At 63.2% G+C, this 21,243-nt stretch carries 21 protein-coding genes and 1 pseudogene; 2 read left to right on the forward strand and 20 right to left on the reverse strand.

Annotated elements, in window-relative coordinates:
* Nucleotides 1–12: 12 nt before the first annotated feature.
* The 9 genes from ABSY19_RS21530 to ABSY19_RS21570 all read right to left on the reverse strand — a co-directional run bounded on the left by ABSY19_RS21530 (nt 13) and on the right by ABSY19_RS21570 (nt 9,150).
* Nucleotides 13–735: an ABC transporter ATP-binding protein gene (locus tag ABSY19_RS21530; RefSeq protein WP_382155684.1), complete on the reverse strand. Its 723-nt coding sequence runs from the start codon at nt 733–735 to the stop codon at nt 13–15.
* The gene (locus tag ABSY19_RS21535; RefSeq protein WP_056272113.1) at nt 735–1,496 is read right to left on the reverse strand and encodes an ABC transporter ATP-binding protein; all 762 of its coding nucleotides are present in this window, start codon (nt 1,494–1,496) and stop codon (nt 735–737) included. Before ABSY19_RS21535 ends, ABSY19_RS21530 begins: the two co-directional genes overlap by 1 nt.
* A complete protein-coding gene (locus tag ABSY19_RS21540; protein ID WP_056272109.1) occupies nt 1,493–2,485 on the reverse strand; it encodes a branched-chain amino acid ABC transporter permease in 993 nt (330 codons plus the stop codon). Before ABSY19_RS21540 ends, ABSY19_RS21535 begins: the two co-directional genes overlap by 4 nt.
* Complete coding sequence (locus ABSY19_RS21545; protein WP_056272106.1) at nt 2,482–3,345, reverse strand: branched-chain amino acid ABC transporter permease; 864 nt, start codon at nt 3,343–3,345, stop codon at nt 2,482–2,484. Before ABSY19_RS21545 ends, ABSY19_RS21540 begins: the two co-directional genes overlap by 4 nt.
* An 87-nt stretch (nt 3,346–3,432) precedes the next feature.
* A complete protein-coding gene (locus tag ABSY19_RS21550; RefSeq protein WP_056272102.1) occupies nt 3,433–4,620 on the reverse strand; it encodes an ABC transporter substrate-binding protein in 1,188 nt (395 codons plus the stop codon).
* A 34-nt stretch (nt 4,621–4,654) separates the two neighbouring features.
* Nucleotides 4,655–5,689 (reverse strand): aromatic ring-hydroxylating dioxygenase subunit alpha, encoded by a 1,035-nt coding sequence (locus ABSY19_RS21555; RefSeq protein ID WP_056272099.1) that lies wholly within the window; start codon nt 5,687–5,689, stop codon nt 4,655–4,657.
* Between the two features lie 48 nt (nt 5,690–5,737).
* The gene (locus ABSY19_RS21560; RefSeq protein WP_056272096.1) at nt 5,738–7,204 is read right to left on the reverse strand and encodes an aldehyde dehydrogenase family protein; all 1,467 of its coding nucleotides are present in this window, start codon (nt 7,202–7,204) and stop codon (nt 5,738–5,740) included.
* 8 nt (nt 7,205–7,212) lie between these two features.
* Nucleotides 7,213–7,995, reverse strand: a complete 783-nt coding sequence (locus ABSY19_RS21565; RefSeq protein ID WP_056272093.1) for an SDR family NAD(P)-dependent oxidoreductase — start codon at nt 7,993–7,995, stop codon at nt 7,213–7,215.
* A 9-nt stretch (nt 7,996–8,004) separates the two neighbouring features.
* The gene (locus ABSY19_RS21570) at nt 8,005–9,150 is read right to left on the reverse strand and encodes a TRAP transporter substrate-binding protein (RefSeq protein WP_235501285.1); all 1,146 of its coding nucleotides are present in this window, start codon (nt 9,148–9,150) and stop codon (nt 8,005–8,007) included.
* 217 nt (nt 9,151–9,367) lie between these two features.
* Here ABSY19_RS21570 and ABSY19_RS21575 point away from each other — a divergent pair.
* A pseudogene (locus ABSY19_RS21575) lies at nt 9,368–9,670 on the forward strand (ATP-binding protein); the annotation flags it as partial.
* Between the two features lie 45 nt (nt 9,671–9,715).
* On the opposite strand, the gene ABSY19_RS21580 reads toward ABSY19_RS21575, so the two are convergent.
* From ABSY19_RS21580 to ABSY19_RS21625, 10 genes are all read right to left on the reverse strand, one after another.
* Nucleotides 9,716–10,666, reverse strand: a complete 951-nt coding sequence (locus ABSY19_RS21580) for a PdxA family protein (RefSeq protein WP_056272090.1) — start codon at nt 10,664–10,666, stop codon at nt 9,716–9,718.
* Nucleotides 10,663–11,715, reverse strand: coding sequence for a TRAP transporter substrate-binding protein (locus ABSY19_RS21585; RefSeq protein WP_056272088.1), 1,053 nt, complete (start codon nt 11,713–11,715; stop codon nt 10,663–10,665). The genes ABSY19_RS21580 and ABSY19_RS21585 overlap by 4 nt, the downstream gene beginning before the upstream one ends.
* Before the next feature lie 75 nt (nt 11,716–11,790).
* Complete coding sequence (locus tag ABSY19_RS21590) at nt 11,791–13,239, reverse strand: NAD-dependent succinate-semialdehyde dehydrogenase (RefSeq protein ID WP_056272085.1); 1,449 nt, start codon at nt 13,237–13,239, stop codon at nt 11,791–11,793.
* 14 nt (nt 13,240–13,253) lie between these two features.
* Nucleotides 13,254–14,009, reverse strand: coding sequence for an SDR family NAD(P)-dependent oxidoreductase (locus ABSY19_RS21595; RefSeq protein WP_056272082.1), 756 nt, complete (start codon nt 14,007–14,009; stop codon nt 13,254–13,256).
* 52 nt (nt 14,010–14,061) lie between these two features.
* The gene (locus tag ABSY19_RS21600) at nt 14,062–15,237 is read right to left on the reverse strand and encodes an NAD(P)/FAD-dependent oxidoreductase (protein ID WP_056272078.1); all 1,176 of its coding nucleotides are present in this window, start codon (nt 15,235–15,237) and stop codon (nt 14,062–14,064) included.
* Nucleotides 15,237–15,560, reverse strand: coding sequence for a 2Fe-2S iron-sulfur cluster-binding protein (locus ABSY19_RS21605; RefSeq protein ID WP_056272074.1), 324 nt, complete (start codon nt 15,558–15,560; stop codon nt 15,237–15,239). Before ABSY19_RS21605 ends, ABSY19_RS21600 begins: the two co-directional genes overlap by 1 nt.
* 38 nt (nt 15,561–15,598) lie before the next feature.
* Entirely contained in the window at nt 15,599–16,819 is a 1,221-nt protein-coding gene (locus ABSY19_RS21610) for a cytochrome P450 (RefSeq protein WP_056272071.1), read from the reverse strand.
* Nucleotides 16,820–16,844: 25 nt separating this feature from the next.
* Complete coding sequence (locus ABSY19_RS21615) at nt 16,845–17,879, reverse strand: 2Fe-2S iron-sulfur cluster-binding protein (RefSeq protein ID WP_236944066.1); 1,035 nt, start codon at nt 17,877–17,879, stop codon at nt 16,845–16,847.
* A 7-nt stretch (nt 17,880–17,886) separates the two neighbouring features.
* Nucleotides 17,887–18,354 (reverse strand): aromatic-ring-hydroxylating dioxygenase subunit beta, encoded by a 468-nt coding sequence (locus tag ABSY19_RS21620; RefSeq protein ID WP_373271092.1) that lies wholly within the window; start codon nt 18,352–18,354, stop codon nt 17,887–17,889.
* A gap of 5 nt (nt 18,355–18,359) precedes the next feature.
* Nucleotides 18,360–19,619: a Rieske 2Fe-2S domain-containing protein gene (locus tag ABSY19_RS21625; protein ID WP_056272063.1), complete on the reverse strand. Its 1,260-nt coding sequence runs from the start codon at nt 19,617–19,619 to the stop codon at nt 18,360–18,362.
* A gap of 152 nt (nt 19,620–19,771) precedes the next feature.
* Between ABSY19_RS21625 and ABSY19_RS21630 the strand changes: the two genes are divergently transcribed.
* Entirely contained in the window at nt 19,772–20,542 is a 771-nt protein-coding gene (locus ABSY19_RS21630; RefSeq protein ID WP_056272060.1) for an IclR family transcriptional regulator C-terminal domain-containing protein, read from the forward strand.
* Nucleotides 20,543–20,696: 154 nt separating this feature from the next.
* Here ABSY19_RS21630 and ABSY19_RS21635 read toward each other — a convergent pair whose 3' ends face one another.
* The gene (locus ABSY19_RS21635; protein ID WP_082585723.1) at nt 20,697–20,849 is read right to left on the reverse strand and encodes a DNA-binding protein; all 153 of its coding nucleotides are present in this window, start codon (nt 20,847–20,849) and stop codon (nt 20,697–20,699) included.
* Between the last annotated feature and the right edge of the window lie 394 nt (nt 20,850–21,243).

The following is a 21,243-nucleotide window of genomic DNA, read 5'->3' on the forward strand; positions in this document are numbered from 1 at the left end:
CGACACTGATTCTCATACACCCAAGTGCTGCTCCAGCAGTTCGGGCTTCGACAGGAGCTCTTCGGAACTGCCTTCAAAAACCACCTCGCCCTTGACCAGGATCACGTTGCGGTCGGTGATCTGGGTGACGTGTTTCCAGTTCTTGTCCACGATGATGCTGCTGATGCCGCTCTCGCGGATCAGGCCGCAAATGCGCCAGATCTCGCGCGCAATCAGAGGCGCCAGGCCTTCCGTGGCTTCGTCGAGGATGAGCAGGTCGGGGTTGGTCATGAGCGCACGGCCGATGGTGAGCATCTGCTGCTCGCCGCCGCTGAGCTGCTGCCCGCCGTGGTTCAGGCGCTCGGCCAGGCGCGGGAAGGTCTCCAGCACGCGGTCGTAGGTCCAGTCGCGCTGACCCTTCGTGCCGGCGCGGGCCGACATCACCAGGTTTTCCTTCACGCTGAGGTTGCCGAAAATGCCGCGGCCTTCGGGCACATAAGCCAGGCCTTGTCGCGCGATCTCGAAGGTGGCTGCGCCCGTCATGTCGCGGCCCTTCACATGCACTTTGCCGCCGCTGGGCTTGACGATGCCCATGATGGATTTGAGCAGCGTCGACTTGCCCATGCCGTTGCGGCCCATCAGACCAATGGTCTGGCCCTGGCCGACGGTGAAGTCAATGCCGCGCAGGATGTGGCTGGCGCCGTAGTGGGTGTTGAGACCCTTGGCCTCAACCAAGGCGTTCGTCAATGCGCTCATCAATGCTCCTCACCCAGGTAGGCTGCCTGCACGCCGGCATCGCCGCGCACGTCGGCCGGCGTCCCGCTGGCGATCACCTGGCCGTTCACCATCACGGTGAGCTGGTCGGCCAGGGTGAAGACCGCGTCCATGTCGTGTTCGACCAGCATGATGGCGTGGTCCTTTTTCAAGCGCAGCAGCAGCGCCACCATGCTCTCGGCCTCGGCCTGGCCCATGCCGGCCAGGGGTTCGTCGAGCAGCAGCACGGTGGGCTCGGTCGCCAGCGTCATGGCGATCTCCAACTGGCGCTGCTCGCCGTGGCTGGTGGTGCCGGCCACCACGCTGGCGCGATTTGACAGACCGGCGAGTTCGACCGCGCGCTCGCAGCGCTCGTTGACCGCGCCCATGGCGCTGGCCGAGGACACCCAGCGCAGCGGGTTCCACGGCACATGCCGTTCGCGCGATTGGGCCGCCAGTCGCACGTTGTCCCACACGGTGAAGGGCAGGAAGATGTTGGTCTTCTGGTAGCTGCGGCCCAGACCCAGGCGCGAGATCTTTTCGGGGCTTTTGCCCGCCGTCTCGACCCCGTTGAGCGTGATGCGGCCCGAGGTGGGAGGCAGGTCGCCCGAGAGCAGGTTGGTCAGTGTCGACTTGCCTGCGCCGTTGGGGCCGATGACGGCGTGGATGCGGTCGCGGTGCAGGTCCACCGACACATCATTGACGGCGGCCAGACCCCCGAAGCGCTTGGTCAGGTTGCGGGCGGAGAGCAGCAGTTCGTTCATGGGCGCTCCTTCGGGCTGGCGAAGCGCTGCACCAGACCCAGCAAGCCGCGCGGCGCCAGCACCACCACCAGCACGATGAACGTGCCCATGAGCAGCTGCCAGTGTTTGGTGAGGTCCTTGAAGAAGTGCATCACGTACTCGAACGCGAAGGCCCCCACGATGGCGCCAGCGAAATTGCCCATGCCCCCGAGGATGACCATCATGATGGCGTGTGCACTCATGTGGAAACCCATCAACTCGGGGTTCACATAACCGGTCTGCGCGGCCCACAGGAAGCCCGCCACGCCGGCCAGCGCCCCTGCTAGCGTGAAGGCCGTGAGTTTGTAGCCGAAGGTCCCAAAGCCCACCGCGCGCATGCGGTGCTCGTTCACGCGAATGCCCGCGAGCACCCGGCCAAAAGGAGAGAACAACAGGCGGCGCAGGAAGGCATAGACCAGCACGAGCAGCAGGAGCGTGAAGTAGAAGAAGGTTGTCTTGTTCTCGAGGTCGATGCCGCTCCAGCCGAACACCGAGGCGGTGGGGCGGAAGTTCACGTACACGCCGTCCGACCCCCCGAGCGCCTTGTTGTCGAAGAACAGGAAGAACACCATTTGGGCGAACGCCATGGTGACCATGATGAAGTAAATACCGTGGGTGCGAACCAAGAAGAAGCCGATGACGAGCGCGGCCAGTCCCGCGCCCAGCGCCGAGGCGGGCAGGGACCACCACAGGCTGATGGGAGTGTCCGCCGGGGTGAGGAAAGCCAGCGCGTAGCCGGCAAGACCAAAGTAAGCCGCGTGTCCGAGCGACACAAGACCGGTAACGCCCTGCAGCAGATCCAGGCTCATGGCGAAGATCGCCAGGATCATCATCTGCGAGAGCATCTGCAGGTAGAAGTCGCTACCGGTGACGGGGATGAGTGGAAACGCGGCGAGCGCGATGGCTCCCAGCACCAGGATGGCCTGGATGCTGCGCGGCAGCTTTTCGAGTTGGGCTTTGGGGGAGCTCATTGTTTGAAGAGCCCTTCGGGCTTGTAGAGCAGCACGGCGGCCATGAGCATGTAGACGGCCATGCCGGCAATCTGCGGCACCAGCACCTTGCCGAAGGTGTCGACCAGACCCACGAGCAACGCGGCCACGAGCGCACCACGCACCGAACCGATACCGCCGATGACCACCACCACGAAGCACATGATCAGCACCGAGCTGCCCATGCCGGGGTACACGCTCGCGATGGGCGAGGCGATCATGCCGGCGATGGCGGCCAGCGCCACGCCCAAGGCAAACACCACGCCGTGGATCAGGCGGATGTTGATGCCCAGCGACTCGGTCATCTCTCGGTTGAACGCCCCGGCGCGGATCTTCATGCCCAGGCGCGTTTTGGAGATCAGCAGGTACAGGCCGAGCGCCAGCGCGATGCACACGCCCGACATCACGAGCCGGTACACCGGGTACGAGAGGTTCTCGGTCAGCGGGATCGACCAGTTCAGCACCTCGGGCACCTGCACCGCGTGCACGTCGTCGCCCCAGAGGATGGAGCGCACCTCTTCAAAGATGTAGATGAGGCCGAAGGTGAGCAACACCTGATCGAGGTGGTCGCGGTGGTAGAAGTGCCGGAACAAGGTCCACTCCAGCAGCCAGCCCAGCCCCACGGCAATCACCGTGCCCAGCACGATCGCGAGCACCAGGCTGTCCAGTTGGCCGACCAAAAACCACGCGAGGTAGGCACCCAGCATGTAGAAGCTGCCGTGCGCCAGGTTGACCACACCCATGATCCCGAAAATCAACGTGAGGCCCGCGGCCAGCATGAACAGCAACAGGCCGTACTGCAGGCTGTTGAGCAACTGGATGAGGAAGTTGGCGAAATCCATGAGTTAAGGAACAAAAGGACGAAGAAAAGCGGCGGAACATCTTTTGGACGAACTCCGCCGCTGGAGGACAACCGGGGCGCGAAAGACTCAACCCATGCGGCAACCCGTGGCGGGATCGGCCACAGCCTTCTGAGCAATGCCGATCACCTTGTTGTCCTTGTTGACCACCTGGCGCAGGTAGATGTCCTGGATCGGGTTGTGGGCCTTGCTCATGGTCCATTTCCCGCGCGGACTGTCGATGGTGGCGCCTTCCAGCGCTGCGTACAGTGCCGGTTTGTTCGACAAGTCGCCTTTGACTGCGTTGGCACCCTTGACGAGCAGCAAGCCCGCGTCGTATCCCTGAACGGCATACACATCGGGCTGCGCCTTGAACGCCTTTACATAGTCGAGGCGGAACTGCTTGTTGCGCGGGATATCCAGCGAGTCGCTGTAGTGCAGCGTGGTGAGAACGCCCTCGGCAGCTTCGCCTGCTGCATCGAGCACGCCCTCGGTCAGGAAGCCCGAGCCGTACAGTGGGATCGTCTTGTTCAGGCCGGCCGCAGCGTAGTCGCGCAGGAACTTGGCTGCACCGCCACCGGCGAAGAAGCAAGCCACGGCGTCGGGCTTGTAAGACGCAATCTCGGTCAACAGCGACTGAAACTCCACGTTGGGAAAGGGCAGGCCGAGCTTCTTGATGATGGTGCCACCGGCTTCGGTGTAGCTCTTTTCGAAACCCTCAAAGGCCTCGTCGCCTGCGGCGTAGTTCCAGGTGATCCACACCGCCTTCTTGTGGCCTCGGTCGACCATGGCCTTGCCCAAAGCCAGGGTAGGCTGGGCGTTGGTGAAGCTGGTTCGAAACACATTGGGCGCACACTGGGCCCGGGTGGCCACGTGCACGCCGGCATTGGGAATGATGTTGAGAACTCCTGTATCGCGTGCGACCTTGTGAATGCCCATCTGCACGCCCGAGTGCACCGAACCCACCAGCACGTCGACCTTGTCACGCATTACCAGGCGGGTCGCGTTCTCGATGCCCTTGGCCGGATTGGATTCGTCATCGACCTTGAAGAACTCCACCTCGCGGCCACCGAGCTTGCCGCCGTTTTGCGCCAGCGCCAGCCGGAAGCCGTTTTCGACGGCGATACCGGGCTGGGCAAAGGTACCTGTGAACGGCAGCATCAGGCCAACCCGCAGATTGCTGGTTTGCGCCTGCGCCCACCGGGGCAACAAAATGCCGCTGGAGGCCGCGCCGATCAGCGCGGCTCCTCGTGTCAAAACAAAGCGCCGTGAGTTCATCTGTGTCTCCTGTTGTGGTGGGATCGGGAAAACATCAGGCAGCGGATTTTTCCGCAACCAGCAACCGATCGATGATGCGGCGGGCTTGCACGCCACCGCCATCGATGTTCAGGCTCAGTAGCTTGCGCCCGGCGTTGCGCTCCAGGTTCTGCTGCTGCATCTCCAGCATCTGGAGGTCCTCGGAGAAAACTTTGCTCAGGCTGGTGCGGATCTGCTCGCTCAACGCCTGGTCCTGCGCATTGAAGTTCCTGGCCATGCCCCAAAAGTACCAGGTCGAGGACTCGGTTTCAGGTGTGATGAAGTCGATGACTGTGCTGGAGGCTTTGACCTTGGGGTCTGCATTGAAGCCGCCCTTGCCCGCGTGCGCCACACCCACATCGATCAGCACATGGCTTGGCGGATAGAAGCGGCAGATTTGCCACCGGTCCACTGGAACATCGTCGGCCAGGTTGTTTCCGCGCAAGCCCGCACGCCAGAATGGCGGCGCCATGATGCCCTCCATGTAACGCTCGGTGATGGCGCAGTCTCCATCCATCCGCGTCTTGGGCGGCGACTCATCGATTTCCTTTTGACCAATTGAGTTCGGGTGCAAGTAAGTCTCGTGAGTCAGGTCCATGAGGTTGTCGATCATGAGCCGGTAATCGCATTTTACGTGGTACAGCCCACCGCTGTAGGCCCACTCGGGGTCATCGGCCCAGGCCAGATGGTGGATCTTGGAGGGGTCGGCCTCTTGCGCATCGCCAGGCCAGACCCAGATGAACCCGTAGCGCTCCACTACGGGATACGTCCGCACGGCGGGGAAGCCGCCCACGCGTTGGCATGGCATGGCAACCGTCTTGCCATCGCAACCCATTTCCAGACCGTGGTAGCCACAAACCAGTTTGCCGTTTTCAACCTTGCCCAGCGACAACGGAGCACCGCGGTGGGGGCAAAAGTCTTCGACAGCGGCCACCTTGTTGTCGGGGCCACGGAAAAACACGATGGACTCGCCGCAAATCTTGCGGCCAAGGGGCTTTCCATCGAGTTCGCTGGGCGTAGCGCCTACATACCACGTGTTTTTGGGAAACATGATTCGTTCTCTCCTATAAGTACTAAGGATTCGGGCAGGCTTGTGGAGTCAGCCCTTGGGTGGATCAAGCACACCTACGTTCTGATAGATGTGTTTGATCTCGGTGAAATCGATCAACGCGTCAAAGCCGTGGAGACGGCCCAAGCCACTGCGGCGATAGCCGCCGGTCTCCGCTTCAGCGCACAGCTTGTTGTGGTCGTTGATCCAAACGGTGCCGTTGCGTAGCGCTCGAGCGATACGCCAGGCGCGCGCGCCCTGCTCGGTCCAGACACTCGCGGACAACCCGAACTCGGTGTGATTGGCCCGCGCCACCGCTTCGGTTTCGGTTTCAAACTTTTCCAGCACGACCAAGGGGCCGAAAATCTCCTCTTGGACAAAAGATGCACTGGCATCCCGGTGCGCGACCAAGGTGGGCGAGACAAACCCGCCAAGCCGCAGGTTTCCGCCGAGACGCTGACCGCGCAGGATCACTTCGTCTGCGTCGTCCATCGCCTGCTCGATGCGACGTTGCACCAACTCAGTGGTAGAGAGATCGATCAAGGGACCCATCTGGGCGCCCGGGGTATTTCCGGGCGCCACTTTGATTGCCGCCAGTGCATTGGCCAGCGCTTTTTTCATCGCCTCATAGCGTGACGCGTGAACCAACACCCGGCGCGCCGCCGTGCATTGCTGACCAGAGATGACCGTCGCAGCGGCAGCCAGTTGAGGCGCGATGTGGTCGATATCGGCATCTTCAAAAACCAGGCAGCATGACTTGCCACCCAGTTCGAGCGACAGTTTCTTCATAGTGGGAGCAGCGGCGGCCATGATGCGCTGCCCCGTCAGGTTGGAGCCCGTGAAGCTGACCACATCCACCTCTGGCGAGGAGGTGAGCAACTGCGCCACGTCGTGGCCTTGCTCACTCACCAGGTTCACCACACCGGGCGGCAGTCCAGTCACGTCGGCCAGTTCCCTGATCACCGCAGCGGTGATGAGTGCGGACTGCGGTGCAGGCTTGACCACGCAAGTACAGCCAGCGGCCAACGCGGGGGTGATCGACCGGATAAGCAGGATCACGGGAGCGTTCCAAGGGACGATGATGCCGGCGACGCCGGCCGGCTCTTTCAGCATCGTGGAAAATACGCCGGGTTCCACCTCGAGCACGTGGCCTGGTATGTGCCGGGCCAGACCCGCGTAGTAACGGATCTCCGAGATGGCTCCCATCAGCTCACCCCGCGATTGCGCGATCACCTTGCCATTCTCTTGCGTTAGCAGTTGGGCCAGTGCTTCAGCCTTGTGCTCTAGCCGGCTTGCCCATTCGTTCATCACGTTCTGCCGCAGCCGCGGCGACTGGGCCCACGTGGGCTTTTCAAAGGCTCTGCGTGCAGCCGAAATGGCCGCCTCTGCGTCTGCCCGGGTGGCAGCGCTGAAGCAACCGATCTGGCTGCCGTTGGCCGGGTCCAGGCTGGGCACTTCGAGGCCCTGGCTGGCGGGCATCCACCGGCCATCGATCAAGAGTTCTGCTGTGGCGTGCATAGGAGTGCTCAATGTGTGACCGATCCGCCATCAACCACAATCACCTGACCGGTGACAAAGTCACTGTCGGCGCTGGCGAGGTAGATCAAGGTGCCGGTCAGGTCGTCGGGTACCTGATCACGCTTGATGCAGCGGGACGAAACGATGCCTGAAGCGATTGAGCCTTGCCAGTCGGGATTTGCGCTGACATTGGCGCTCAGGGTCAGGCCCGGCGCCAGTGTATTGACGCAGATATTGTCGTTACCCAATTCACGCGCCAGACAGCGCGCCATCGCCACCACGGCGCCCTTGGAGGTGACGTAGTGCAGGAAGAGCGGCGTGCCCTTGAAAACCGTGCCGGAGGCGATGTTGATGATCTTGCCGTAGCGCTGCTGACGCATCACGGGGCTGACCGCTCTGGCGCACTCGAAGGAGCCGCGCACGTTGACGGACATCACCTTGTCCCACTCGGTCGACTCGATCTGCTCGAACGGCTTGAGGGCAAGGTTGCCGAAAATTGCGGCGTTGTTGACCAGCACGTCAATGCGGCCGAACGCCTGAAGTGCGGACCCAACCATCTTCTCCACCGATTCGCGGGACGTCACGTCTGTGTGGACAAACACCGCCCGGCCACCCTTCTCAATGATCTGGTTGACCACCCCGGTGGCGTCCAGCACATCGGCACAGACCACGGAGGCACCTTCTTGAGCCAATGCACGAGCGTATGTCTCTCCGATACCTTGCGCCGCGCCGGTCACGATCGCAACCCGGTTGGCCAGCCGTGGGGTGTTTTCTTTGGGCAGTTGATTCATGGAGTGTCTTTATGTCTTGGTAGTTTTTGTGTGTTTTTCGATCAAGGCCCGGGCTGTTGACAAAAGATCGCGACCATCGAAGCCGCGGCTCTCCATGTCCTTGACCCATTCGACCTCTACCTGGCTTGCTGCGCGCCTGAACTCTTGGGCTTCGACCTGCCCGAAGTTATGGGTCACGTTGCCGCGTGCCTCCACCAACTTGCGGGCAGGGTCGTCGCCACATTGGTGGGCGCGCCCCAAGGACGCAGAAGCGGTTATGCCCGAGTTGGGGTCCAGCACCTTCCGGACATCTGGCGGCAGGGACTCGTACTTCCGTTTGTTTGTTGCCGTCACGAATGTCGTGGTGTAGAGCGCGCCACTGGCTGGATCGAACTGACTGTGAAACTTCGTTAATTCGTGCACCTTTACGGAGGGAACGACATCCCAAGGGATCACGCAACCGTCGAGAGGCCCCTTTTGCAGTGCGTCGGGAATCTTGGGCAGCGGCATGCCCACAGCATTGGCGCCGAGGTATCCCAGCATCTTCGTAGTTTGTCTGGTTGGACCGCGCATTTTCAGGCCGCGCAAGTCGTACGGAGCCTCAAAGAGGCGGTCGCGGGTGTGGAGCATCCCCGGCCTATGAACCTGCACTGCAATGGGATGCACTTCCTTGTGTTCGTTGGACGCTTTTGTCTTGATGAACTCCCAGAAAGCCTTGGAAGTAGCCTCGGCGTTGGTCGTCATGAACGGCAGGACAAACACCTCGCTGCAAGGAAAGCCTCCAGGTGAATAGCCGGTCAGTGTCCAAACGATGTCAGCCACGCCATCCCGTGCCTGGTCGTATGGCTGCACAGGCGCGCCATCAAGCTGCATCGCGGGGTACGCCTCAAACCGGATGCGCCCATCTGATTCCCGTTGCACCTTTTCCATCCATACCTTGTTCATGCTGACCCATACGTTGGACATGGGAGACATGAAAGTGTGAAATCGCAAAGTGATCGACTGCTGAGCAAAGCCTGTCAGCGAGGGAGCGCCCAAGGCCATCCCTACTGCCAACTGAACGATGGTTCTGCGGTTGATCATTTGGTGAATTGAGGAGAAGGCGTGAGTACCTAGGAAGTGAGACTTGATCCAGTTCGCAATCCGGATTGTCCGTCTGGTGATTATGTTGTTCATTCTACGGTTATGTTCACTCCACGAAATCAGGGTAAACACTGGGGGCGTCGTGAGCGGTTACCTAAATGACCTTCGATGTTGTTAGGCTGGGTCGGCACGAAACATCCGGCGCTATCGCCAAATCCACAAGATCACGACGAGAACCGCAAGGACCGAGTCCTCATGTTCGCCACAGCCAAGCACCAGCGTGCAGGCCGTGGGATGTGTGGAGTCCTCGGACCTGCTCGTGCTAGATGACCAGTCTCTGGCCCGGCGCATCGCCGACATCAGCGACGAACTCCTCTATGCCATCGTTCACCAGCGCTACAACCTGCGCCGCGCCATCGTCATCACCTCAAATCTTTTGGTGCAGGACCTGAGCAAGTACCTGGCCGACGTCACCATGGCCACCACCATCCTTGATCGACTGATACACCGCTGCTCGACGCTGGGGTTCGAAGGCAAGAGCTACCGTCTGAAGCAGTCCGCCTCACGAATCGCGATCGCACCCGAACAGTCGGAATTCGAACGACTTTGTTAGCGCAGTTTGGGTTGACCATAGGAGGAGACTGTCAAATTTAGGAAGTCACTCGCTCAGCGTGGAGTTCAGCAGGTAAATCGTGCGAAGCAAGGCCTCGGGACTGGCAATTCCCTTGCCGGCGATGTCCATGGCACTTCCATGCCCGACACTGGACAGCACGACGTTGCCTCCCACGCTGAGGGCACTTGCGGCGTGGGGCGCCAGCAACTTGATTGGAATGTGACCCTGGTCGTGGAAGACGGCCACATAGAGATCGTGCTGCCTGTTTGCCAACAGCGTGTCTGCACCTGTGGGCCCACTGACATGGTGGCCTGCTGAGCGCAGCTGCGCCACCGCAGGCACCATCAAGCGAGCGTCCTCCGGTCCGAAAAGCTCACCTTCGGATGCGTGTGGATTGATACCGAACATGCCGATGCGAGGCGTTTCCACGCCCAGCCGCTGACACGCGACGATGCCTGCCTGAGTGGCGCGCACGATCAGGTCGGTGCTCAGACGATCAAGTGCTGTTTGAACGCTCTCGTGGAGCGTGACGTGCACGATGCGTAAGCCCGCCCCCACCAGCATCAAGAAAACGGAGTCGGCAGATTGGCCGCACACACGCGCCACAAGAGAGGGGTACCCGCTGAACGCTATACCTGCCTGCGTGATCGCTGTCTCGTGGTGAGGACAGGCGATCACGGCGTCGAACTCGCCAGCCTGCGCAGCCTGAATGGCCGCCGTAGCGCTGGCCACCGACGAGGCGCCAGCGGCCGCGTCGATGCGACCAGGTACAGCTGCAGCCGGATCGAGGGCGCCTACCTCGTTGCAACGAACACCATCTAGCATCCCGCTAAGGTTCAATTGCTCGGCGCAGCGGCGCAGCACCGAATTCGGGCCGAACAGCGTAATACGGTCGCGCTCAGACTCTGTCAGAGTGGCAAGTGCCTTTAGCGTGATCTCCGGTCCGATGCCGTTCGGATCGCCGATCGAGATGGCCAGGCGCGCAAGGCCGCTCATGCAGCCTTTGGTTTATGTTTGGCAATGAGCGCCTTTGCGCCAGCCAAGAGCTTGGCACCGTCCTGCCCGCGCTTGTCCATCTCCTGGACCCATTCGCTGGCGATGGTGCCAGTCAGTTTGACAAACTCGCTGGTTTCCGATTCGCTGAACACGTGTACCTTGTTGCCTCGATCGGTCGCCATCTTGCGACTGATGGGGTCATGATCTTGTTGCACCTTGCCGAACCAAGCCGAGGTTTCCAGGCCCGAGTTGTCGTCGATCACCTTTTTGATATCCGGAGGCAACGATGTATATTTTCTTTTGTTCATCACCATCACAAACGCCGTGTTGTAAAGAGCTGGCTTGCCGGGCGCGAACTCGCTGTGGTGCTGAACAAGCTCATGCACCTTGACCGAAGGAATCACTTCCCAAGGCAAGGCTGCGCCGTCAATGACGCCTTTGGACAGCGCGTCTGGAATCTGTGGCAGCGGCATGCCTACCGCGGATGCTCCTGCTGCTGCGAGCAACTTAGTCGCTTGGCGGGTCGGCCCTCGCATCTTCAGGCCGCGCAGGTCGGAAGCGCTGTTGATGGCCTTGCTTTTCGAGTGCAGCACTCCTGGACCATGGGTATGAAAAGCGAGTGGTTGGACGTCCTTGAACTCATCGCTGGCGTGGGTTTCGAGGTACTCCCAGGCGGCACGCGACGCTCCGATGCCGTCCATGGTCATGAACGGCAGTTCGAACACTTCGGTCCGAGGGAATCGACCGGGGGTAAGTCCAGCCAAAGTCCATACGATATCGACAACACCATCCCGTGCCTGGTCGAAAAGTTGACTTGGTGAGCCCCCCAGCTGCATGGCAGGAAAGCCCTCGAAGCGGATACGTCCGCCCGAGTCGTTCTCCACTTTCGACATCCATGCCTTGTGTGCATTGAGATAGACATTCGAGGTCGGCGCCATGAAGGTATGGAACTTCAGGGTTACCACTTGCTGGGCGAAGACGCCAAGGGTGGGGGCTCCAAGGGAAGCGGCTGCCGCCGCCGATTTGATGAGGGTTCTGCGTTGCATCATGAGGTTGTCTCCTGGATTGAAGGGAAAGGCGGGTCCGGCCCCCTGGGCGGTGCTGGCTTCTTGTAGTACTGGTGATCAAGCAGGGCTTGCCTGCGAAACGAATTTAGTGACGAGGTAGCCGTCGAAGGTTTCGCTGCCGCCTTCGCTGCCGATGCCGCTGTCCTTCACGCCACCGAACGGCGTCTCGGCCAGCGTGATGCCGAAATGGTTCACGTTGACCATGCCCACCTCGAGGCCGTTGACCATGCGCTCCGAGGTCTTGATGGAGCCGGTGAAAACGAAACCGGTGAGGCCGAAGGGCAGGGCGTTGGCGCGCTTCAATACCTCGTCGGTGTCCTTGAAGCGCGTGATCGGCGCGACCGGACCGAAGGGTTCTTCGACCATCAGGCGCGCGTCGTCGGGAATGTCGGTGAGGATGGTGGGCGGGTAGAAGTAGCCAGGGCCAGCGAGCCGCGTGCCGCCGCTGGCCAGCTTCGCGCCACGCTCCAGCGCATCGGCCACCAAGCCTTCCATGGCATCGACCCTGCGCAGGTGCGCCAGGGGGCCCATCTGCGTGTCCTTGTCCATGCCGTCGCCCACCTTCAAGCCACCGTAGGCTTTCGTGAAGGTGTCGAGAAAGCGGTCGTACACCTTCTCCTGCACGAAGAAGCGGCTGGGTGCAATGCACAGCTGCCCCGCGTTGCGCGCCTTGAAACGCGCCAGCAGATGGGCCGCGTCGTCCACGTCGGCGTCGTCGAACACCACCACCGGCGAGTGCCCGCCCAGCTCCATGCTGATGCGCTTCATGTGCAGGCCGGCGAGCGACGCCAGCTGCTTGCCCACCGGCACCGAGCCGGTGAACGATACCTTGCGCGAGATCGGCGAGCGGATCAGGTGGTCCGACACCTCGGCCGGCACACCCCACACCACGTTGAGCACGCCCGGGGGCAGACCCGCGTCGTGGAACATGCGCGCGAGCGCGATCACCGCGCCCGGCGAATCCTCTGGCCCCTTCAGCACAAGCGTGCAACCCGCGCCGATCGCCGCCACCATCTTGCGGATGGCCTGGTTAAACGGAAAGTTCCAGGGCGTGAAGGCCACGCACACGCCCACGGGCTCGCGCAGCACCAGCTGGCGCACGTGGGGCAGGCGTGCGGGGATCACGCGGCCATAGATGCGGCGGCATTCTTCGGCGTGCCACTCTGCGTGTTCGGCACAGGTGGTCACCTCCAGCAGCGCCTCGCTCAGCGGCTTGCCCTGGTCGAGAGTGATCTGGCGGGCGACCTGCGGTGCGCGTTCGCGCGTGAGCTCGGCCACGCGGCGCAGCACCTTCGAGCGCTCGAGCGGCGAACTCTTGCGCCAGCTCTCGAAGGCGCGTTGCGCCGCGTTCAGTGCGCGGTCAAGGTCGTCGCGGCGCGCGTGCGGCAACGAGCCGATCACCTCGCCGTTGGCGGGGTTGATGATGTCCTGGTGTTGGCGGTCGCCGCCTTCGATGAATTCGCCATCGATGTAGAGGAAAGGCTTGCCGTATGCGGTGTCGGTCATGGTGAGTCAACCGATCAGATGAATACCGAGCCACCGTCGACGGCGATGGTCTGGCCGGTGATGAAGCCCGCGCCGTCGCTGGCTAGGAAGAGCAGGGCGCCCACCAGGTCTTCAGGCACCTGGTCGCGCTGCAGCGAGCGGCTGGTCTTGCGCACCACGTCGCCCATCTTGCTGTGCAGGTCGTTGTCGAGCACACCGTCGCTCAGCGTGAAGCCCGGGGCAATGGCGTTGACGGTGATGTCGTCCTTGCCGAGTTCGCGGGCTAGCGAGCGCGTGAACGCGATCACCGCGCCCTTGCTGGCCACGTAGTGCAGCATGTTGGGCGTGCCCTTGATCGGCGTGGTGGACGCGATGTTCACGATGCGGCCGAACCCGTTCTTGCGCATTTCGGGCACGACCGCTTTGGCGCACACGAAAGGCCCCAGGGTGTTGACCTCCATCACCCGCATCCACTCGGCGTCGCTGATCTGGTCGAACGGTTTGAGCGTGAGCGTGGTGAACAGGCCGGCGTTGTTCACCAGCACGTCGAGCCGGCCGAACGCCTTCACGGCCTGTTCGACCATGCCCGCCACGTCGGCGGGCTTGACCACATCGGTCTGCGTGCCGATGGCCTTCAGGCCCTGGGCACTGAGGCGTTCGGCCGCTTCGACGGCACCGCGCAGGTCGGCGATGACGACCTGGTGGCCCGCGCGCGCGAGGGCTTCGGAGAAGGCGAAACCGATGCCGCTGGCGCCGCCAGTGACCGCGATGACCCGGGATGCTGCTGTCATGTGTTGTCTCTTTCTGTGGGAAGGTGTGGATGTCGAATGGGACTGAGGGAGCTCAGGTCGGTGCTAGCACCGGCGCGAGGGCCGTGCGCGCGCGCATGTGGGCGGCAGGGTCGTTGAGGGATTCGACGGCGCTGAGTTGATCGCCGCGGTAGCGCAGCACCGAAAAGCGGCCGCTGGCCGGATCGCCCTCGATGTCGCTGCGGTCGCCCGGCGCGGCCAGGCCGGCCATCTGCAGCCGGCAAGGGCCTTGCTCGCTCCAGAACCAGGGCACCTTGGCGTACGGCAGGGGTTGACCGCACAGGCGCGCGGCGATGCAGCGCGCCTGGTCAACGGCGTTCTGTACCGACTCGATGCGCACGCGGGAGCCGCCATCGGCCGCGAACGGAAAGTTCGCGCAGTCGCCGAGCGCGGAGATGGCGGCGTCGCTGGTGAGCAGCAGCTCGTCGACCTCGATGCCATTGCCCACCGCCAGCCCGGCGTCGCGCGCCAGCTGGTCGTTGGGCGTGACGCCTACCGCGATCACGATGAGGTCGGCGACGATGCGGCCACCGCCGTGCAGGCGCAGGCCGGTGGCGCGGCCGTCCTCGCCTTCGATGGCGTCGAGCTGCGTGTTCAGGTGGAATTGCGTGCCCTGGGCTTCGTGGAAGGCTTGCAGGTGTCGCGCCATGGGCTCGGAGAGGGCGCGCAGCAGGGGCCGTGCCGTGGCCTCGATCACGTGCATCGGCAGGCCCTGGCCGCGCGCCACGGCCGCGAGTTCCAAGCCAATGAAGCCGGCGCCGACCACGGCCACCGAGCGCGCGCGGGCCAGTTGCTCTCGGATGCGCCGCGCGTCCTCCAGACCGCGCAGCACGTGCACGCCGGACAACCCCGCTCCGGGCACGCACAGGGTGCGCGCGGTCGCGCCGGTGGCCAGCACCAGGTGGTCGTAGGGCAGGGTCTGGCCGCTGGAGAGGTGCACGCCACGCGCCGCGCGGTCGATGCGCGCCACGCGCGTGCCGCCGAGCACGCGGGCATCGATGCGCTGGTAGAACGGGGGCGGGCGCAGCAGCAGGCCGGTGTCGTCCACCTTGCCTTGAAGGAAGGCCTTGGACAGCGGGGGGCGCTGGTAAGGCAGGCCGGGCTCGTCGCCGACCAGGGTGATGGGATCGGCATAACCCGAATCGCGCAGCGAGGCCGCGAGCTGGAAGCCGCCCTGCCCGGTGCCGACGATGACGGTGCCGTGGGCCATCAGACCTGCCGCTCCGGGATGTGCACGATCAGCTGGTCCACGCCGGGCGCCAGCGCGAGCTGGCAGCCCAACCGGCTGTGTTCGCGGCGCTCGCCCGCGGCGCTGGCCAGCATTTCGTCCTCGACGTCGCTGATGGGCGGCAGGAAGCCGATCGAGGCCGGGTCCACGTACACGTGGCAGGTGGCGCACATGGCGGAGCCGCCGCACTCGGCGACGATGCCGGGAATGCCGTGGCCGACAGCGGTCATCATGACGGTAGCGCCGGGACTGGCGGGCACGGCTTCTCGGGAGCCGTCGGGTTGTACGTAGACGATCTGGGGCATCGTGGGTTTCTCTCTTCTAGTTCGAATGGGGCGGGATGTCAGTGCACGGCGGCCAGCAGCGGCTCGACCGTCACGGGCATGCTCTTGAGCCCGCGCACCGTGTTGTTGAAGTGCTGGACCGGTTCGCCGTCGAGGCGGATCGAGGCCACGCGGCGGGCCAGTGCGGTGAGCACGATCTCGCCTTCGAGGCGCGCCATCATCTGGCCGGCGCAGCCATGAATGCCCGTGCCGAAGGCCATGTGGCCGGTGGCGCGGCGGGTGATGTCGAAGCGGTCGGCTTCGGGCCAGCGGCGCGGGTCGCGGTTGGCCGAGGCGATGAACACCACGATCTTCTGGCCCTGCTTCACGGTGATGCCGCCGAGTTCCACGTCCTGGGTGCTGGTGCGGTAGAAAGAGTGGAAGGTGCTGTCGTAGCGCAGTACCTCTTCGAGTGCCTGGCGCGCCAGCGAGGGGTCGTCGCGCAGCAGGGCCCATTGACCGGGGTTGCGCGCGAAGCTGGTGAAGGCGTTGCACAGGGTGAACACGGTGGTGTCCAGCCCGGCGGAGAGCAGGGTGCGAACCAGCATGCCGGCCTCGTCGTGGCCTATCTCGCCCGCGTCGGCGGCGGCGAACAGCTGGGCGCCCAGGCCGTCGGGCGTGAGCGCGTCGCGCTGGCAGACCTTGGCGATCCAGTTCACCGCTTCGCCCGAGCTGTTCATTCGGTCTTGGAAACGCTCGTTGATCGGGCCGAAGCCATTGAACACCATGTCACCGTAGGGCAGCAGGTGCTCGCGCCCCTCGGCGGGCAGGCCCACCGCGTCGCCGAAGGCCTTAATGGGAAAGGCCTCGCACAGTTCTTTGGCGGCGTCGAACGAGCCGCGTTCCACGAGCTCGTCGACCATGCGCGCGGCCACGTCCTCGAAAGTGGCGCGCAGGCGTCCGATCGATGCGGGCGAGAGCACGCGCGCCACCACCTTGCGGGTGCGGCTGTGGTGGGGCGGGTCTGCTTCGAGAATGATGCTGGGCTTGCGCCAGGGCGTCTCGGTGTGGAAGTTGGCAAGGCCCACGCCCGCGCTGGAACAGAAGATGTCGGGCTGAGACAGGATGCGCTGCACTTCGTCGTGGCGTGCGACCGCAAGCACGCCGTAGCGCTCCAGCCAGGCCCAGGGGCCGAGTTCGCGCAGCTGCTCGTAGTGGGGATAGGGGTTGGCCAGCACCTCGGTGGCGTACGGGTCGAAGTCGCTGGTGGGAACGTTGTCGTAGGGGTTGGGATGGGTCATGGAATGGCTCTTCTTCGGGTGTGCTTCAGTCGGTCAGCGCGGAGGTGCGGGGCTGGGCCACCACGAACGCGTCGCAGAAGAACGCATCGGGCGGCAGGCCGCGGGTTTCGACGAAATCGCTGCGCGCCGCGCTCACCATGGCAGGCGCGCCGCAGGCGTAGACCTGGTGGCCGGCAAGACTGTCGTGGTCTTGCAGCACGGCCTGGTGCACGAAGCCGGTGCGACCGCTCCAGCCGGCCTCGGGTTCGGAGAGCACGGGCACGAAGCGCAGGCCGGCCTGCTCTCCCCAGCCGCGCGCCAGGTCGAGCAGGTACAGGTCCTTCTCGGTGCGCGCGCCCCAGTAGAGTGCGATCTCGCGTGCCTGGCCCCGGCGCAGGCCGTCCTCGACCATCGACTTGATGGGTGCGAAGCCGGTGCCGCTGGCGAGCATCACGATGGGCGCGGTGCTGCCCTCGCGCAGGTGAAAGTCGCCATGCGGCAGTTCGACCCGGAGGTGGTCACCCACCTTGAGGTCGTGCGCGAGCCAATGCGAGAACGCGCCGCCTTCCAGCATGCGGATATGCAGCTCGGCGCCATCGTTCTGGTGCGGCGGGTTGGCCATGGAGAAGCTGCGGCGCTGGCCGTCGGGCAGCAGCACCTGCAGGTACTGGCCGGCCTTGAACTTCACCTTCTCGCCCGCCGGAAAACGCAGCTTGAGGCGCGCCACGTCGCTGGCCAGAAAGTCGATGCGCATGACCCTGGCGGCGAGCTGGCGGCGCGCGTTCGGATCGGTTTTCTCGATCTGGCGCGGTTCGATCTCGATGTCGGTGAGCGGGCGCGCCTGGCAGAACAGCACCTGTCCGTGCGCGATCTCGTCCGCCGTGAGCGTATGCTCACCCGCCGCGCCGGGGTTCACCCGGCCCGAGACGACGCGGCCCTTGCAGCTCGCGCACACGCCCGAGTTGCACGAGAACGGCATCTCGTAGCCGGCCTGTCGCACTGCGTCGAGCACTGTCTGACCAGCGGCGCAGGGGATGGCGGTGGCCATCCCGGCGATGCGTATGAGGTGCGGGGTGCTCACGGCTTGCTCACAGGGGAATGGCCAGCAGCGTGTCGATGTTGTGGCTGTCGCAGACCACCACACGGCTGGCCAGGCGCAGGGTATCGCCTCCATCGATCACCAGCTCGTCGAGGTAGCGCCCGGTGGCGAAGAGGCTGGTCTCGCCGCCACGCATGATGCGCACCACCACAAACGGGGTTTCGCTGCGGCGCCCGCGCGGCGTGTCCTCCAGCAGGGAGGGCAGGCCCACCAGGTGGCGGTAACGTTGTTTCTCGTAGACGTTGGCGGTGCGCAGTGAGAGCACGCGGTCGTTGAGCATGGCGCGCGAGTCGGCGTAGATCAGGCTGGCTTCCATGCCTTGCGCATGGTTGTCGGCGGTGGTCACGCGGTAGAGGCAGTGTTCGGTGAAGAACTGCGTCCAGGCTTCGAGCTCGTCGTTGTCGATGCAGCGCGCGCAATGCGCGTTGAGCGCCAACGCGCTCGCGGTGTCGATCACCGCGTTCATGCATCCGCTCCCATGTGCAGGCGGTAGGCTTTCCAGAAGCCGCGCACGGACGCTTCCGTGGTGCGGCTGCTCTGCGAGCGCACGCTGTCGCCGCCCATCTCGACGATGGCTTCCTGCGCGCCAGCGGAGGCAATGCCGCGTTGCACAAAGCCGCCCACAGCGCCGTCCTCCATCGATACGAAGCCGGCCGGCCCGATCAGGTTGGACTGCTTGTGACGCATGGTGCGCAGCTCGGGTGTGTCGTCCTGGAAGCCGAGGTACACCCAATTCAGGGCGGTGGTCTCCAGGCCTTCGGGCAGCACCTGGCGTACCGCGATGGTGTTCTGTATCTGCGCCAGCACGAAGCCCGGAAATACCGAGAGGATCTGCAGCGTCACGCCATCGCCGAACTCGTCTATTCCTTTCAACAGCGTAGCGTCCTCGAGCTTGAAGTCGTCCTTCTCCGAACGCAGTTCCTCGGTCTTGTAGTCCTCGCTATTTTCGGCGATGGGGTCGATGGCGGAGAAGCTGATGTGGTTGCCGCCACATTCGCTCACCACCACGCCGCCCTTCTGCGAAAGGCGGTTGAGCCGGAACGTGGTGAAGAACACGTGCAGCAGGCTCGCGTGGTACGTGTCGCGCACGTTCTCCACGTAGAGCTTCCAGTTGTTGGGCAGCGTCTGCTTGAAGCGGCCGAGGATCTGCACCGGCTTGTGCAGCACGCGCGAGATGCCGCGCGCGATTTCCGGGCCGAGGTAGTCCTCCAGGTCGGGCACGTCGTCGCTCAGGCTGCCAAATACCAGGCCACAAAACACACTCGTTCTCAATTTGCGCGGACCATGACTCTTCATGCAGAAAGCAGGGTCCATGCCGCCTTCTCCGTTTACGCCGTTCTGGAACGCGATGCCCTTGAGGTTGCCCTGGCGGTCATAACGCCATGCGTGGTACACGCACTGGAAGTCACGCGCGGTGCCGCCGTCGTCCAGGACGATCAGTGCGCCGCGGTGCGAGCAGCGGTTCTCGAACGCGTACACCTCGCCGTCGCTGTCGCGCGCCACCACCACCGGCATGCGGCCGAGGAACGTCGTGCGGTAGCCGCCGGGTTGTGGCAACTCGGCTTCGAGACACAGGTAGTTCCAGGTCGCGCCTTCGAAGATGCGCTGTTGCTCGGCGTCGAGCACGGCCGGTTCCTGGTACAGGTGGTATGGCACGCGGGTGAGGTTCCCAGGTGGCCAGAAGGTTAGGGGTGCGCTATTCGCAGGGGCGGTGACGCTCATGATGCAGTGGGGTTCTTGCCTTGGAAGAATTCGGATACCGAACTTTTGACCGTTTGGTGAACCGCGACTGTATTTTTTGAGTTGATGAAGGTCAACAAAATCCGGCAAAATGTTCGAATACCGAACTTATTCAACTTCGAGTGGGGCCGCAAATGGACGATGAAGCGCGTGCAGTTGACAAGGAATACGTCATGGGTCTGGAGAAGGGCCTACTCCTGATCGAGGCCTTCGGCGTCAGCAATTCGCCTCTGACGCTGACCGAAGCGGCCGATATCACAGGCCACAGCAAGGCCTCGACTCGCCGCGCCCTGCTTACCCTCGTCAAGCTAGGCTACGCGCGAGCATCGGGGCGGCATTTTTTTCTCGAGCCGCGCACCTTGCGGCTGGTGCACGCCTACGTGAACTCTACGCCCCTGACCAAGGTGGCGCAGCCCATCCTGGAGATCACTAGTGAGCGCACGCGCGAGTCCGCGTCGCTGGCGGTGCTGGACTCGCAGTTTGTCGTTTTCGTTGCACGCTCAACTCAGCGGCGCAGCTTGTCTTTCGGACTCGGTATCGGCGCGCGATTGCCCGCCTATTGTTCTGCAACCGGGCGAGTGCTTCTCGCGGGTATGTCAGACGAGGAGGTTGAATTCCGCCTTCAGCGAATGAGTCGCCAGGCGATTACGCCGAAAACAAAGACTGACGTGGCGGCACTGATGAAGGAGGTGCAGGCTGCGCGCGAGTGCGGTTATTCGATGAGTGACGAAGAGCTGGAAATTGGCTTGCGTTCCATTGCCGTGCCGGTGCGCAATGGAAAGGGTGAGTTGCTGGGGGCTATGAGTCTTTCCGTGGCCACTTCGCGCATGTCACGCGACGATGTCGTGAACAAGTTGATGCCAGAACTTGAAGTGGCACGAAGGACGTTTGCACTGCAGTTGTAGAGCCCGCCTGTTGGCTTCCGTTGAAAACTGACCCCCGTAGAGCGGCAGAGATCAGTGGAACTCAACACGACGTATCCAGATCGTCCAAAGGGAATGATCAACTCGCGCAGAAAGGGGCTCTGACCGACCTTGCGGCACGTGAATGGTGAAGTCTTCAAGGTGGCGGCGCCGGCGCGGATCCGCGACCGAGGTGCGTGCGCACGCGCTCGATCGTGGGCCGCTTGCGTTGGGCAAGCACGCCGTCGGCCGCGGCCCAAACGTCATCGACTTGGACGCCCCGGGAGACTCTCGTACTTTTCGTTGGCATCGCCCTGCTCTCTGATATAAATTAGTGCCGATAAGAAGATAGTTATCGTGACCAATTTCCCTGACAGGTCCGAAGGAGTGAGCGAATATTTGTCGCTTCACATCACCCGCCGGGCGCGTGCCCACGCTCGAGAAAACGTTTGCGCCACGGATGCAGACACTGATCAATGTGATCTCGCGGGAAATTTCTCTGCGGGACTTTTGCGGGACTGGGCTGTGAAATACATGTCTAAACAGGGTAGTTTTGGTACAATGAGTGATCAAATATCCTATATAGATCAACAACTTACAGATGAACTGGTAGCTACGAACCAAGGGGTCGTGGGTTCAATTCCTGCCAGCCGCACCATATGGAAGCCCGCAGCCAAAAGCTGCGGGCTTTTTCATTTTTTGCC

Origin of the sequence: Hydrogenophaga sp. ANAO-22 (genome assembly GCF_042466645.1) — a bacterium.
Taxonomy (GTDB): domain Bacteria; phylum Pseudomonadota; class Gammaproteobacteria; order Burkholderiales; family Burkholderiaceae_C; genus Hydrogenophaga.